At 60.4% G+C, this 13,907-nt stretch carries 14 protein-coding genes; 2 read left to right on the forward strand and 12 right to left on the reverse strand.

What is annotated here, in order from left to right; all coding sequences use genetic code 11:
- Positions 1 to 2: 2 nt before the first annotated feature.
- From ybeY to P3M64_RS08365, 5 genes are all read right to left on the reverse strand, one after another.
- Complete coding sequence (gene ybeY / locus P3M64_RS08345) at positions 3 to 668, reverse strand: rRNA maturation RNase YbeY (protein WP_276157012.1); 666 nt, start codon at positions 666 to 668, stop codon at positions 3 to 5.
- Positions 592 to 1,659 carry a PhoH family protein gene (locus P3M64_RS08350; RefSeq protein ID WP_407702151.1) on the reverse strand — a complete coding sequence of 356 codons (1,068 nt, stop codon included), beginning with the start codon at positions 1,657 to 1,659 and terminating at the stop codon, positions 592 to 594. Before P3M64_RS08350 ends, ybeY begins: the two co-directional genes overlap by 77 nt.
- Positions 1,656 to 3,044, reverse strand: coding sequence for a tRNA (N6-isopentenyl adenosine(37)-C2)-methylthiotransferase MiaB (gene miaB / locus P3M64_RS08355; RefSeq protein ID WP_132937765.1), 1,389 nt, complete (start codon positions 3,042 to 3,044; stop codon positions 1,656 to 1,658). The genes P3M64_RS08350 and miaB overlap by 4 nt, the downstream gene beginning before the upstream one ends.
- Before the next feature lie 454 nt (positions 3,045 to 3,498).
- Positions 3,499 to 3,885: a Fur family transcriptional regulator gene (locus P3M64_RS08360; RefSeq protein ID WP_243644675.1), complete on the reverse strand. Its 387-nt coding sequence runs from the start codon at positions 3,883 to 3,885 to the stop codon at positions 3,499 to 3,501.
- 372 nt (positions 3,886 to 4,257) lie between these two features.
- Positions 4,258 to 4,677: a MucR family transcriptional regulator gene (locus tag P3M64_RS08365; RefSeq protein ID WP_132937764.1), complete on the reverse strand. Its 420-nt coding sequence runs from the start codon at positions 4,675 to 4,677 to the stop codon at positions 4,258 to 4,260.
- Between the two features lie 131 nt (positions 4,678 to 4,808).
- On the opposite strand from P3M64_RS08365, the gene P3M64_RS08370 reads away from it, so the two are divergent.
- A complete protein-coding gene (locus P3M64_RS08370; protein ID WP_132937763.1) occupies positions 4,809 to 5,075 on the forward strand; it encodes a sulfurtransferase TusA family protein in 267 nt (88 codons plus the stop codon).
- Here the strand turns inward: P3M64_RS08370 and P3M64_RS08375 are convergent.
- Positions 5,062 to 5,631, reverse strand: a complete 570-nt coding sequence (locus P3M64_RS08375) for a GNAT family N-acetyltransferase (protein WP_207893082.1) — start codon at positions 5,629 to 5,631, stop codon at positions 5,062 to 5,064. The two genes, P3M64_RS08370 and P3M64_RS08375, sit on opposite strands and share 14 nt — an antisense overlap.
- 148 nt (positions 5,632 to 5,779) lie before the next feature.
- Here P3M64_RS08375 and ddpX point away from each other — a divergent pair, with 148 nt between their 5' ends.
- Positions 5,780 to 6,340, forward strand: a complete 561-nt coding sequence (ddpX, locus tag P3M64_RS08380) for a D-alanyl-D-alanine dipeptidase (RefSeq protein WP_132937762.1) — start codon at positions 5,780 to 5,782, stop codon at positions 6,338 to 6,340.
- Positions 6,341 to 6,358: 18 nt separating this feature from the next.
- Here ddpX and P3M64_RS08385 read toward each other — a convergent pair whose 3' ends face one another.
- Genes P3M64_RS08385 through P3M64_RS08410 form a run of 6 tightly spaced genes read right to left on the reverse strand, consistent with a single transcriptional unit; the run spans position 6,359 to position 13,746 of the window.
- The gene (locus P3M64_RS08385) at positions 6,359 to 7,291 is read right to left on the reverse strand and encodes a 2-hydroxyacid dehydrogenase (protein WP_132937761.1); all 933 of its coding nucleotides are present in this window, start codon (positions 7,289 to 7,291) and stop codon (positions 6,359 to 6,361) included.
- A gap of 51 nt (positions 7,292 to 7,342) precedes the next feature.
- Complete coding sequence (locus tag P3M64_RS08390) at positions 7,343 to 7,945, reverse strand: gamma carbonic anhydrase family protein (RefSeq protein WP_132937760.1); 603 nt, start codon at positions 7,943 to 7,945, stop codon at positions 7,343 to 7,345.
- Positions 7,946 to 7,981: 36 nt separating this feature from the next.
- Entirely contained in the window at positions 7,982 to 9,598 is a 1,617-nt protein-coding gene (locus P3M64_RS08395) for an ABC transporter ATP-binding protein (protein WP_132937759.1), read from the reverse strand.
- A 13-nt stretch (positions 9,599 to 9,611) separates the two neighbouring features.
- The gene (locus P3M64_RS08400; protein ID WP_132937926.1) at positions 9,612 to 10,688 is read right to left on the reverse strand and encodes an ABC transporter permease; all 1,077 of its coding nucleotides are present in this window, start codon (positions 10,686 to 10,688) and stop codon (positions 9,612 to 9,614) included.
- Between the two features lie 32 nt (positions 10,689 to 10,720).
- Entirely contained in the window at positions 10,721 to 11,842 is a 1,122-nt protein-coding gene (locus tag P3M64_RS08405) for a microcin C ABC transporter permease YejB (protein WP_132937758.1), read from the reverse strand.
- A 5-nt stretch (positions 11,843 to 11,847) separates the two neighbouring features.
- The gene (locus tag P3M64_RS08410; RefSeq protein WP_243644674.1) at positions 11,848 to 13,746 is read right to left on the reverse strand and encodes an extracellular solute-binding protein; all 1,899 of its coding nucleotides are present in this window, start codon (positions 13,744 to 13,746) and stop codon (positions 11,848 to 11,850) included.
- Positions 13,747 to 13,907 lie beyond the last annotated feature (161 nt).

The raw sequence follows: 13,907 nt of genomic DNA on the forward strand, positions 1-13,907 counted from the left end.
ATCTATCCTTCATCGCATTGCGGATAAGGGTCGGCAATGCCCAAAGTCGCTAAAATAGCGACTTCAAGCGGCTCCATCCGGGCCGCTTGACGTGGCGTTTCATGATCGAAACCCAACAGATGCAGCATACCATGAACCAAGAGATGACTAAAATGCGCCTCAACCGTTTTGCCCTGTTCGCGCGCCTCGCGGACCACCGTCTCCAGGGCGAGAACGATATCGCCCAACAACCACGGCATTGCATCCGAGGGAACGGCGTCGCCCATGGCGGGGAAAGACAACACGTTGGTGGGGCGGTCCTTTGCGCGCCACTGCCGGTTCAAGGCGCGAACGCCGTCGTCGTCGTTCAACACTACGCAGACTTCGCCCTGCCTCGGCGGGGCGTCGCCCCATCCCGCCCCATCACCCTCGATCGCCACGGCGGCTTTGTCCTTGAGAGCGATCGAAAACGCCGCCGACAAGGCCGCATCGGCGAGAGCGGACCAATCCGCCGGTTCGCGCTCCCAGTCCCCGGCGCGCACGACGACATCCACCTCAAGTTCGGCGGCGCCGTCTTCGACGTGGCTTGCGGGCGGCGAGGTTAAATACACGTTATCCGTCGGCACCGTTACGTCGGCCCCGAGGCCGCTCCTTTTCAGGCTCTTCATGGGCATAGCGCGCGCCGGCATGACGTTTCTCCTCGGCGGCGTCATAAGCGTTGACGATGCGCGTCACCAAAGGATGACGCACGACGTCGGCGGCGGTGAAATGGGCGAAGCCGACGCCCGCCACCCCATCCAGGGTGTCGCAGGCGTCACGCAACCCGGAACGCACCCCGCGCGGCAAATCGACCTGAGACAAATCGCCGGTAATCACCATGCGCGCGTTTTCCCCCAAACGGGTCAAGAACATCTTCATTTGCACGGCCGAGGTATTTTGCGCCTCATCCAGGATAACGAAGGCGTTGGCCAGCGTTCGCCCGCGCATGAAGGCCAGGGGGGCGACCTCGATCTCGCCGTTCTCCAGGCGTTTGACGACCTGCTCGGCGGGCAGCATATCGTACAGGGCGTCGTATAACGGACGCAGGTAAGGATCGACCTTCTCGCGCATGTCTCCGGGCAAGAAGCCGAGCTGCTCGCCGGCTTCGACCGCCGGGCGCGACAGGATGATGCGATCGACCTCGCCGCCGACCAGCCGCTCCACCGCCTTGGCGACCGCCAGATAGGTCTTCCCGGTTCCCGCCGGACCCAATCCGAAAACCAGTTCGTTGGCGTCGATCGCGCGCAGGTAATCGGCCTGGGTCGGCGAACGCGGCGTGATGTGGCGTTTTTTGGTGCGCACCTCGATATTCAAATCGCCGACGCCACCGCCGGGAACGGAAAGACGCACGGCGGCATCGACATCGTCGGAATCGATGGACTTACCCCGCTCCAGACGCCGGTACAACCCTTCGAAAACCTTCGCCGCCCGGGCGATGGCGTCCTCCGAACCTCTGACCGAAAGCGTATTGCCGCGGTTTTCGACATGCACGCCCAACGCCTCTTCGACCCGAGCCAGATGGGCGTTGTGCGCCCCGAAAAGCTGCACCGCGAGGGTGTTGTCCTCGAACGTCCGGCGATAAACCGCCTGCGCCGACGCCGGGCTGCGCGGGGTGGTGGATGTTTTCACGGAACGGCTCACGCGCACACCTTTTTCCGGACCCCGTCCCGGTCTTCGTCCTCGACCAAAAGGCCGCCCAGGGAGTTGGCGTGACCGTCGGTAATGCGCACCGCGGCGACCCCGCCCAGCAGGCTCTTCGAAGCATCGACGATGACCGGTTGCATATAGGGGCTGCGCCCGGCGAGCTGTCCCGCGCGTTTGCCCAAACGGTCGAACAAAATATCCATCCGACGGCCCACGCAATCGGCGTTGAAACGGCGCTGTTGCGCGTTAAGCAGATCCTGCAACCGGGTCAGGCGGGCGCCTTTGACTGGCTCTTCGACTTGCATCGCCATATCGGCGGCGGGGGTGCCTGGACGGGGGCTGTACTTGAACGAATAGGCCTGCACGAAGCCGATCTCTTCGACCAAACGATACGTATCTTCGAAATCACGATCACTTTCTCCGGGAAAGCCAACGATAAAATCGCTCGACAACGCCAGATCGGGGCGTGCCGCACGCAATTTTTCGACCAGCGCACGATAGGCGTCGGCGCCGTGGCGGCGGTTCATCGCCTTTAATATCCGATCCGACCCGGACTGTACCGGCAGATGCAGATAGGGCATCAATTGGGGAACGTCGCGATGGGCCGCGATCAGGTCATCATCGACGTCGGCGGGATATGACGTGGTGTAGCGAATGCGCGACAGCCCCTCGATCTCGGCCAGTTCGCGGACCAACCGCCCCAATCCCCATTCCCGACCATCGACGGCGCGACCGTGATAACAGTTGACGTTTTGCCCCAATAAGGTGATTTCCCGCGCCCCTCGGGCGCACAGGCGTCGCGCCTCGGCCAAAACGTCGGCGACGGGGCGGGAATATTCCGCGCCTCGGGTATAAGGCACGACACAGTAAGTGCAGAATTTGTCGCAGCCTTCCTGAATGGTCAAAAAGGCGCTGCTGGCGTCCGCGCCGGGCGTCGCCGGGCGTTCGGGTGCGACCATGTGGTCGAATTTACTCTCCTCGGGGAAATCGGTATCAAGCACCGCGCCGCCTGCACGGGCGGCGCGGGCGACCATTTCCGGCAGACGGTGATAAGCCTGCGGCCCGAACACCATGTCCACATAGGGCGCGCGGCGCACGATCTCGGCGCCTTCGGCCTGGGCTACGCACCCGGCGACGGCGAGCACCATCGTTCCACCCTCGCTCGCCTTGCGCTGTTTGAACGCGCGCAGGCGCCCCAGATCGGAAAATACTTTCTCCGCCGCCTTTTCGCGGATATGGCAAGTATTCAAAATCACCATGTCGGCGTCGTCGGGCTGATCAACGGGGACATACCCCAAGGGAGCCAGCACATCCGCCATGCGCGCCGAATCGTATACGTTCATCTGGCACCCGAAGGTGCGAATATACAGTTTTTTCGCCAAGGGGCGTTCGTTCCCGTTCATTTAAAAATTTGAAAAACCGATCCTGGAAAACCAAATCCGCCAACGCGCGGAGCCTTATCTTACGCGCGTCTCATGTCGATCTTGCGCTTGTCTCAAGGTCATGGCGAGCTCACTATTGCGGCGAAAATCCCGGATTCCAGCTGAAACCTAGCACTGCGGCCTTGCAAGTCAAGAAAAGTCGCCGCGCGAGGACGCATAAAGATCGGTTTCGGCGCCACCCCTCCGCCCGAAGCGGAGCGCATCTTCGCGCCGCCACTCCTGTACCCGGCGAGGCGGCGGGAGGGAAAGCTTAGGGCTAGGACCTAGTGGACCGACTCCGACGTTTCGCTCCCGCGAACCATCGGGCCGACCACTATCTATCTTTTTGTTGCAGTTTGATTTCTTCACACATTTGTGTCCAATTGCATCGGACTCAAATGTTAAACTCAAACCGCTAGTCTTTATCTTGGGCGTCTTGGGCCGGGACGCCGTACAGTTCAAGACGATGCCCCACCAGGGTGAACCCATGCTCGTGAGCGATCTTGTCCTTTAGGGCCTCCAATTCATCGTTCAAGAACTCGATCACGCGTCCCGATTGAATATCGATCAGGTGATCGTGGTGTTCCTCGGTGGCCTCTTCGTAACGAGAACGACCGTCGCCAAAGTCGTGCTTATCCAATATCCCCGCTTCTTCGAACATACGCACCGTGCGGTACACCGTCGCAATTGAGATGTTGGGGTCGATCAGCGTAGAGCGATTGTATACCTCTTCCACGTCGGGATGATCCTTGGCGTCGGACAAAACCCGCGCGATAACCCTGCGCTGGTCGGTCATTTTCATATTTCTTTCGATGCAAAGCGCTTCGATTCGCGATATATTTTTTTCCGTTGAAGGCATCATGATTTTTCCATAAAGAGAGCCGTGCGCATAAAGACGGACCGACCGAACGCAATGGGGTCTCCCGTACGCGATGGGGTTTTCCGGGGGGTATCCCGGGGGTCTCCCGTGCAAGCCGTCGCGGCCACCTTACACCCCCGAGGAGAATACGAAAATACCCTCAACGCCCCTACGGCAAAAAACGGCCCCGCCCCATCGCGGCGCGGCGCGGTCGGAACGCCCCTAATTCCACGCGGAACGCCACACGCAGACGCCCCGCACAAGGTGGAGCGATCCACGAGGACACACACTCAAATGATGGAGCGGAAAACCGCGTTATTTGGCGCGCGCCTTGCCGCGAGGCTTGGTGCCAAGGCCAATTTTTTTCGCCAGGGCGCTGCGATGTTTGGCATAGTTAGGCGCAACCATGGGATAGTCGACGGGCAGATTCCAACGCTCGCGATAATCTTCCGGCGTCATGTCGTAGGCCGTCTTTAAATGGCGCTTGAGCATCTTTAACTTCTTGCCATCTTCAAGACAAACGATGTAATCAGGGTATACGGATTTCTTCACGGAAACTGCAGGACGGGGCTTTTCCAATGGTTGTATTTGCCCCCCAAGGGACGACAAAGTCCCAAATATTTCCTGAATCAGTTGTGGAAGGTCGCTAACATCAACAGAATTATTACTGACATGAGCGGCGACGATTTCGGTTGTCAACTCAAGCAATTCATTGGCGTTATGATTATCGTTCATTGCGCGCACGTTCCCATGCATTCTATCGGTTATTAGGGGCGACCTTTATTAAAGACCAGGCAAGCCCCATAAGAAATTTATACTGTATAGTTTATTACACGGACAAGTGAAATTTGCAAGAAGATCAGACCATGAAGACCAGAGAAAAAGAAAAAAACGAAGACGTTTTCCTGGATATTACAAATGAAATGTGTCCGATGACTTTTGTTCGGACAAAACTTCTCTTGGAAAAAATGTCTCCCGGGGAAATTGCTCTGATTCGCCTACGTGGCGAAGAGCCTCTAAAAAATGTTCCCCGCTCGGTAACCGACCACGGTCACACTGTCCTTTCCCTAGAGCCGGAAAAGCCGGGCCACGACGCTCTCGGGGCGTATCTTTTACGCATTAAACGCACGTAATAGGTGTTTTTTTATCGCTTCCATCAAGACTGCGGCGCATCACGACAGCATCATGAGCGCCCTCGGAATGCCGATAATATCCTGGACGTTTTCCACAATCTAAAAAACCCGCGCCATGGTACAGCCTCTGCGCGACCACATTAACTTCAGAAACTTCTAAAAATATTTCAATTATACCGTGTTTTTTTGCTTGTTTTATACTTGCCTCCAGCAAAGCCGCGCCAACACCGCGCCAACGCGCCGAAGGCGTCACGGCAATGGTCAAAATCTCCGCCTCCTGGGCCACCATCCGGGACAAGATCATGCCCACCGGGGTGGCCTCGGGCGCTTGGAGGACCTCGGCGGGCTTGCTCGAAACCTGAATTTGGGCGACAAAACCGTATACGCCGGGACTGACCAGCAGGTCCGTGATCGCGGCGCTTGACCATGGCGCATCCCACGGTCGATCGAATGCGGCGCCGTGCACCGCGGCCATCACTTCGCCATGCGCGAATCCGGCCGGAATCACGACAATGGCGTTCCGTTCCTTGGGTATCGAACACAATAGATCTCTCACGAATGTCCAGACTCCACCATCGCCGGCCTGCGGCGGTCACGCTTGCCCCCGTCGGCGCGACGACGGAAAGGGACTTCCTCCCGCGGGCGGCGTGGTTATACTGCCCTTTGTCCCTCCAATAAAGCGCCAACTTGGATACGCTCGCACCATGACCCTTCCCCTGATCGAAATTTCCACCCAACACCATGACGTTGACATCGCCATCGCCTATGCGACGACAGCCAATTTTACCCACGCACCGGTTTACGCCCGCGCCGCATGTTGGCTGCACAAAGACGCCGAGGCCCGCCTGCGTCAGACCGTCGAATTGGCCGCCGCGCAGGGTCTGCGGCTACGCATCTTCGACGCCTTCCGCCCCAGCGAGGCGCAATGGAAGCTTTGGGAGCACACCCCCGATCCCGACTTTATCGCCGACCCCCGGCGCGGTTCGCCCCATTCGCGGGGCGTCGCCATCGACCTGACGTTGCTCGACGACGGGCGCCCCCTCGACATGGGCACCGATTTCGACGCCTTCAGCCCCCGTTCGCACCACGGTAACATGGACATTTCCCCCGAGGCGCAGAAAAACCGGCTCCTTCTAATGGGTCTGATGACCACCGCCGGCTGGGATTTTTATCGCAATGAATGGTGGCACTACCAACTCTTCGACAGCCGGAGTTACCCGGTGCTCAGCGACGATATCCTGCCGCTGTCGATGATGCGCCCGTGACGGCGACACCCGGCGCCGTCAATACCCACGATCGAAATCGACCCGCCCCAGCAACGGCTCCCCGGCGCTCAGCCGCGCGAGATTGGACTTGATTTCGCCGACCGCCGCCTCGGGGATCGACAGGCTGGCGTTGTGCGGCGTGACGTAAACCCGGGGGTGACGCCAATAGGGATGGTCCGCGGGCAACGGCTCGGCATTGAACACGTCCAGGGCGGCCCCCGCGATATGCCCGCCGTCCAAGGCCGCCAACAGGTCTTCGTCAACGACATGCGCGCCGCGCGCGGCATTGATCAGGCACGCCCCCCGGGGCAACGCCGCGAGCGTGTCGCGGTTGACGATCCCCCGGGTCTCGTCCGTCAACGGGAGCAGGCATAATAAAATTTCCGTACGCCCGAGAAAATTCTTCAGGTCGCCCGCCCCGGAAAAACTCTCGACGCCATCGATGGTCTTGGGCGTGCGACTCCACCCGGCGACCGCGCCAAAGCCCAGGCGCACCAGGGCGCGCGCGGCGGCGGCCCCCAGCTCTCCGAGGCCCAGGACGCCGACCCGGCGACCCGCCGTACTGGCGGCGGGCAGGGAACGCCAGACATGGTCCTTTTGCTGCGCGGCGTAGCGCTGGAAGTTGCGGTGAAAATGCAGCGTCCAATAAACCATGTATTCGGTCATCCCCGCCGTCAGCAGGGGGTCGATCAGACGCACCACCGGAATATCCCGGGGCGCCGTGGGATCGCTCATCAGGGCGTCGATTCCCGCGCCCAGGTTATAAATCAACTTGGCGTTGGGGTAGCCGCGCAGCGCGTCCGCGGGCGGTCGCCAACACAAAATTACATCGATTTCGGCGGGATCGCCGATTTCGTCCGGCCAGACGCGAAAATCGGCGTCCGGCATCTGACGGGCGATTTCGTCGCGCCAAATGTCGGGCTTTTCGGGGCTGATATAAAGCAGGTTCATGGTGTTTCCCTTTGCGGTCTCCGCCCCCCGTTGCCCCGGAAAGCGCCGCCTTCATAAAACGGTGTCGTCTTTGTGCTTGCCCAGGGCCCGGGCGTAGCGGGCGGTCATCGCCTCCATCGCGCTTTGCCCCGGCGGCGGGCGGGAAATGTCGAACACCGTGCGCGGAAAATCAAGCGGTTCCTGCGCCGCCCAGATCGCCTCGGCGTCGCCGGGGGGCAAGATTTGCGCCGGATCGCCCAACGCGACCCAGCCGATCGGAACGTGATCCCCCGGCGCGATCCGGGTGTTGACGTGAACGACGGCATTGATGCGAATTTCGGCGTCCGCGCCGATGCGCGCGCCATTGAAGACACTGGCCCCGGTGGCGATGAAAACGCGGGCGGCGATTTGCGCGCCGCTGACGTGCGCGTGCGGCCCGATCAGCACGTTATCGCCAATGCGCACGGGAAAGTTCCGCACCCCCCGGATCACGGCGTTTTCCATGATCACGCCATCGGCGCCGATGACGACCGGCCCGCTTTCCGCCGTCAGCACCGCACCGAAACCGATCGAGCAGCGCGGCCCGACGGTGACGTCGCCGCAGATCACCGCCGTGGGGGCGATGCGCGCCGTGGGGTCTATGTTTGGGCTGTAGCCTAGGTGTTCGATCAGCATCGCAATCTCCTCGTGGGTTGGGGCGAACCCCCCGGTTCACTGGCCCCCCGGTTCACCGCCCATCTCGAACGCGGCGGTCATCAGGGTTTGAGTATAGGCCTCCTTGGGGGCGGCGAAGACGGCGTCGGCGCTGCCCGCCTCGACCACCCGGCCCCGGCGCATGACGAGGATATCATGGGCCAGGGCGCGCACCACTTTAAGGTCGTGGCTGATGAAAAGGTATGACAGGCGATGGCGTTCTTGCAGGTCACGCAGAAGATCGACGATCTGCGCCTGGACCGACATGTCCAAGGCGCTGGTCGGTTCGTCTAAAATAAGGCAGCGCGGCTTGAGCACAAGGGCGCGGGCGATCGCGATACGCTGGCGCTGACCGCCGGAAAATTCGTGGGGGTAGCGCACCAGCCACGCCGGATCGAGGCCGACCTCCTCCATCGCCTGAACGACTCGGCGGCGGCGCGCGGCGGCGGACAGCTCGGGGGCGTGGACCTGTAGTCCCTCACCGACGATGCGCTCGATCGGCAGGCGCGGGTTGAGCGCCCCGTAAGGGTCCTGGAACACCATCTGAATATCCTTGCGCAGGGTACGTAGCGTTTTTTTATCCGCGCCCAAGACATCGACACCGGCAAACGTCACCGCGCCCTGCGCGTGTTCGAGTCGGATAAGCGCGCGCGCCAGAGTCGATTTCCCCGACCCCGATTCGCCAACCACGCCCAGGGTTTGCCCCTCACGCAGGGTCAGATCGATACCGTCCACCGCCTTAACATGATCGGTGGTGCGGCGAAAAACGCCGCTTTTGATCGGAAACCAGACCTTGACGGCGCGCCCGCTGACGATTTCGGGGGCCGCGGGATCGGCAGACCCGGGACGGCCCTTAGGTTCGGAGGCCAAGAGATGCCTCGTATAATCGTGTTGCGGCGCGGTGAAAATTTGCGCCGTGTCCCCCTGTTCGACAATGCGCCCGTCGGTCATCACGCAGACCCGATCGGCGACATGGCGCACGATCCCCAGATCGTGGGTAATGAGCAACAGCGCCATCGACAGTTTATCGCGCAACTCCTCTAATAACGCCAATATCTGGGCCTGCACGGTGACATCGAGCGCCGTCGTCGGTTCGTCGGCGATCAGAAGATCGGGCTCGTTGGCCAGCGCCATGGCGATCATGATCCGTTGCTGCTGGCCGCCGGAAAATTCATGAGGCAACGATTTGAGCCGTCCCTCGGCCTCGGGCAGGCCGACCATGTGCAACAGTTCGATCACCCGCTTGCGGGCGTCGCGGACGCTCATCATCTTGTGCACCAGCAGGACCTCGCTGATCTGCTTTTCGATATTGTGCAGGGGATTGAGGCTGTTGAGCGGTTCCTGGAAGATCATCGCCACCTGATTGCCCCTGAGCGCGCGCAGGCGGGCGGGCGGCGCGCCGATCAGCTCCTCATCCTTGAAGCGGACCGAACCGTCAGGGTGGTGCGCCGGGGGATAAGGCAACAATTGCATTAAGGACAGCGCGCTGACCGATTTTCCCGACCCCGATTCGCCGACCAGGGCCAACGTTTCGCCGCGTTCAATTTGAAACGAGACGCCCTTGACCGCGCGCACTTCCTGCGCGCCGCGGCCGAACGAGACATGCAGGTTCTCCACCTCAAGCAGGGCCGTCATGCGGGGTCCTTTCTCATGACGCGTCCTTTCTGGGATCGAAGGCGTCGCGGACGGCCTCGCCGATAAACACCAGCAGCGTCAATTGCAGGGCGATCACGATAAAGGCGGATATCCCCAGCCAGGGGGCCTGTAGATTGGCCTTGCCCTGGTTGAGCAGTTCGCCAAGCGACGGCGAGCCCGGCGGCAGACCGAAGCCGAGAAAATCGAGCGCGGTCAGGGTGGTGATCGCGCCGCTGAGGATAAACGGCAGGAAGGTGATCGTCGCCACCATGGCGTTGGGCAGGATGTGGCGGAACATAATCCGCGGACCGGACACCCCAAGGGCGCGCGCGGCGCGCACATAATCGAAATTGCGCGCGCGCAAGAATTCGGCGCGCACCACGCCGACCAGCCCCATCCACGACGACAGCAGCATGATTCCCAGCAGCCACCAGAAATTGGGTTCGACGACGCTGGCCAGGATAATCAGCAACATCATCATCGGCAGACCCGACCAAATTTCGATGAAGCGCTGAAACAAAAGGTCGACCAGGCCGCCGTAAAATCCCTGCACCGCCCCGGCGGCGATCCCGATCACGGAACTGAGGGCGGTCAACGTCAAGCCAAACAAAATCGAAATGCGAAAACCGTAAATCAGGCGCGCCAGCACGTCGCGGCCCTGATCGTCGGTGCCCAGCCAGTTGGCCGCGCTCGGCGGGGCCGGGGCGGGCTGGGTCAGGGCGTAGTTGATGGTGTCGTAGCTATAACGGATCGGCGGCCAAATCATCCATCCCTTGGCGTCGATCAGCGATTGCACTTCCGGGTCGCGGTAATCGGCCTCGGTCTGAAAGAAGCCGCCAAAGGCGGTTTCCGGATAGGCGGTGACGATGGGAAAATAGAACGCCCCGTCGTAGCGCACCAATAATGGCTTGTCATTGGCGAGGACGTCGGCGAACAGCGAAACGAAAAATAGGATAAGGAAAATCCACAGCGACCAATAGCCCCGTTTGTTGGCGCGAAAATTCGCCCATTTGCGCGCCGTCAGGGGCGACACCTTGATCCCGAAAAGGCGTGGCGGGCGCACCGTTTCCGGCGCCGTTTGCAGCCCCATTTCCGGCGTCATATTGTCGCCCGACGCCGCCATCAGCTTCCCCGGCTTTCAAAATCGATGCGCGGGTCGATCATATGATAGGTCAAATCGCTGACCAAATTGAGCAAAAGCCCAAGCAGGGTGAACAGATACAAGCTGGCGAACATCACCGGGTAATCACGGTTGACGATGGCCTCAAAGCCCAACAATCCCAGGCCGTCGAGGGAAAAGATAATTTCCGTCAACATCGCCCCGGTGAACAAAATGCCGATGAACGCCCCGGGAAACCCGGCGATCACCAACAGCATGGCGTTACGGAAAACATGGCCGTAAAGGACGCGCCTCTCGGTCAAGCCCTTGGCGCGGGCGGTAACCACGTATTGCTTGTCGATCTCGGCCATGAACGAATTTTTCGTCAGCATGGTCAGGCCCGCGAAACCGCCGATCACCATCGACAGGATCGGCAGCGTGATATGCCAGAAATAATCGGCGATACGCGCCGGCCAATCGAGTTGCGCCCAATTCGGCGAGGTCAATCCACGCAGTGGGAACCAGTCGAGGAAGCTTCCTCCGGCAAATAAAACGACAAGCAAAATGGCGAATAAAAACCCCGGAATCGCGTAGCCGACGATAATCACCACCGAAGTCCAGACGTCAAAACGGTTCCCGTCGCGCACCGCCTTGGCGATACCCAACGGGATCGAGATCATATAGACCAGCAACGTCGTCCATAGCCCGAGCGAGATCGAAACCGGCATTTTGGACAGCAACAGCGACGACACCGTGCGATCGGAATAGAAGCTCTTGCCGAAATCGAAGGTCAGATAACTTTTCATCATTAGCCAAAAGCGTTCGAGAGGCGGCTTGTCGAAGCCCAGGCGGACCTCGATTTCCCTGAGCACCCCGGGGTCCAGTCCTTGCGCGCCGCGGTATTTAACCGTGTCTTGAGCGGACGCGCCGCCTTTCACCTTGCCGGCGGACGCGCCGCCTTGCGTTTCGCCGCCGGAGCCGGAAGCGAAACGGGCCGTCGCCGAGACCGTCTCGCCTTTTATCTTGGCGATCATTTGCTCGACCGGACCGCCGGGGGCGACCTGCGCCACGGCGAAATTAATCACCATGATGCCGAGTAGGGTCGGCACCATCAAAGCGAGGCGGCGGATAATATAGGCGAGCATGAACGTTACAACGCCTTCTTCAGGGCTTTTAGGTGAGCGGCCTTTTGCGGATCGACCCACCAGCACGAAAAACACAACCCATACTTAGGTGAAACCTTGGGCCGGGAAAATTTATTCCAGTACGCCACGTGAAAAGCCTGCGAATGCCAGTGAGGAATGACGTAATATTCCCAAAGCAAGACCCGGTCCAGGGCGTGCGTGCGATCAAGCAGCTGCCGGCGGGTTTTCGCCGAAACGACGAGATTGACCAAATCATCGATCACCGGATTTTTGATGCCGATGGTGTTGCGCCCGCCGCGTCGATCGGCCGATTGCGAGCCCCAAAAGTCGCGCTGTTCGTTGCCCGGCGACAGGCTTTCGCCGAAGACATCGACGATCATGTCATAATCGAAACTTTCGCTGCGCTTGATGTACTGGGCGCTATCGACGACGCGCAGCCGAGCGTCGATGCCCAGGACCTTGAGGTTTTTGATGAACGGCAGCGTGATGCGTTCCCACGCCGGTTGCGAGATCAGGATTTCGAAACGAAACGGCTGGTTGGTTTTCTCGTTCGTCAGCACGCCGTTTTTGACCGACCAGCCCGCCTGTTGCAAAAGTTTGGCGGCGATGCGCAGGTTCTTGCGGTTAAATCCGGTGCCGTCGCTACGCGGAGCATGAAATGGACGGGTGAAGACCGCGTCCGGGATCTTGCCGCGGTAGCGCTCCAAAATCGCCAATTCACGCCCCTTGGGCAGCCCGCTGGAGGCCAGTTCGGAATTGGAAAAATAACTTTCCGTACGCGTATATTGACCATAGAAAAGATTTTTGTTGGTCCATTCGAAATCGAAGGCGTAAGTCAACGCCTCACGCACCCGCCGATCCTTGAACAAGGGACGGCGAATGTTGAAAACGTACCCCTGCATTCCGGTCGGCTGCTCATTGGCGATCGAAGCACGCCGGATCAGACCCTTGGCGACGGCGGGGCCGGTATAGGCGGTGGCCCAGTTTTTCGAGATGTTTTCCTGGCGAAAATCGTAATCGCCCGCCTTGAAGGCTTCCAACGCCACCGTGGCGTCGCGGTAATAATCGTAACGCATGGCGCCGAAATTGTTCTGCCCCACGTTGACGCCCAGCTTCGCGCCCCAATAATTCTTCACCCGCGCATAGGTGACCGAGCGCCCCGGATCGACCGATGCGACCCGGTACGGACCCGACCCCAACGGCGCCTCCAGCGTGGTCTTGGAAAAATCACGACCCTGCCAATAATGCTTGGGCAAAATCGGCAACTGGCCCGCGATCAGGGGCAATTCGCGGTTCGATCCCGGCTTGAAAATAAACTTCACCGTACGCGGGCCGATCTTTACCGCCTTGTCGATGCGCGCGAAATACGAGCGGTAAAAGGGATGGCCCTTGGTGCGCAGGATATTGAGGCTGAAGATAACGTCGTCCGTCGTGACCGGCGCGCCGTCTTGCCAGCGCGCCTCCTTGCGCAGGGTGAACGCCACCCAGGAGCGGTCCTTCGGGACCTGCATGCTTTCGGCGAGCAGGCCATAGACGGAGAACGGCTCGTCCTCGGAACTCACGGTCAAGGTTTCGAACGGCAGCCCCGCCCCGGCGGCGGCGACGCCGTTGAGGATGAAAGGATTGAGGTTGTCGAAGGTGCCGATCGCGGCGAGGCGAACGCTCCCGCCCTTGACCGCCTTGGGGTCGGCGTAATCGAAATGGGCGAATCCGGCGGGATACTTGGGGGCGCCGAACATCGCCAGGGCATGGCGCGGGGCGACGGTCGCGGAGACCTTCGCGGCGGACGGCGATTGCGTCCCACCTGCGAACCCGACGCGAGAAAACGCCCAGGCGGCGCACATCAGAACCGCCGTCATGACGGCGACGCGTGTCGGAAACGATAGGCGCGATCGCAAGGGCATGGGACAAAATCTCCTGGGGGGCGCTTGGTTGCGCCCGGCAATAGTGGGGCCAGTCCGCCCTTAGATCAAGGTTCAGATGCCCTCACGGGCGAACTTTGGGACAAAGCCTCGCCAACGCTATGCATTGATGATGGAAAAAATATGGCGACAAAATCCACGGC

This window comes from Varunaivibrio sulfuroxidans (genome assembly GCF_029318635.1).
Lineage (GTDB): Bacteria > Pseudomonadota > Alphaproteobacteria > Rhodospirillales > Magnetovibrionaceae > Varunaivibrio > Varunaivibrio sulfuroxidans.

Coding starts and splice junctions, on each gene's coding strand:
- ybeY (WP_276157012.1), bottom strand. CDS start 668: ATGCCGGCGCGCGCTATGCCCATGAAGAGCCTGAAAAGGAGCGGCCTC.
- P3M64_RS08360 (WP_243644675.1), bottom strand. CDS start 3,885: ATGAAAATGACCGACCAGCGCAGGGTTATCGCGCGGGTTTTGTCCGAC.
- P3M64_RS08365 (WP_132937764.1), bottom strand. CDS start 4,677: ATGAACGATAATCATAACGCCAATGAATTGCTTGAGTTGACAACCGAA.
- P3M64_RS08370 (WP_132937763.1), top strand. CDS start 4,809: ATGAAGACCAGAGAAAAAGAAAAAAACGAAGACGTTTTCCTGGATATT.
- ddpX (WP_132937762.1), top strand. CDS start 5,780: ATGACCCTTCCCCTGATCGAAATTTCCACCCAACACCATGACGTTGAC.
- P3M64_RS08385 (WP_132937761.1), bottom strand. CDS start 7,291: ATGAACCTGCTTTATATCAGCCCCGAAAAGCCCGACATTTGGCGCGAC.
- P3M64_RS08390 (WP_132937760.1), bottom strand. CDS start 7,945: ATGCTGATCGAACACCTAGGCTACAGCCCAAACATAGACCCCACGGCG.
- P3M64_RS08395 (WP_132937759.1), bottom strand. CDS start 9,598: ATGACGGCCCTGCTTGAGGTGGAGAACCTGCATGTCTCGTTCGGCCGC.
- P3M64_RS08400 (WP_132937926.1), bottom strand. CDS start 10,688: ATGGGGCTGCAAACGGCGCCGGAAACGGTGCGCCCGCCACGCCTTTTC.
- P3M64_RS08405 (WP_132937758.1), bottom strand. CDS start 11,842: ATGCTCGCCTATATTATCCGCCGCCTCGCTTTGATGGTGCCGACCCTA.
- P3M64_RS08410 (WP_243644674.1), bottom strand. CDS start 13,746: ATGCCCTTGCGATCGCGCCTATCGTTTCCGACACGCGTCGCCGTCATG.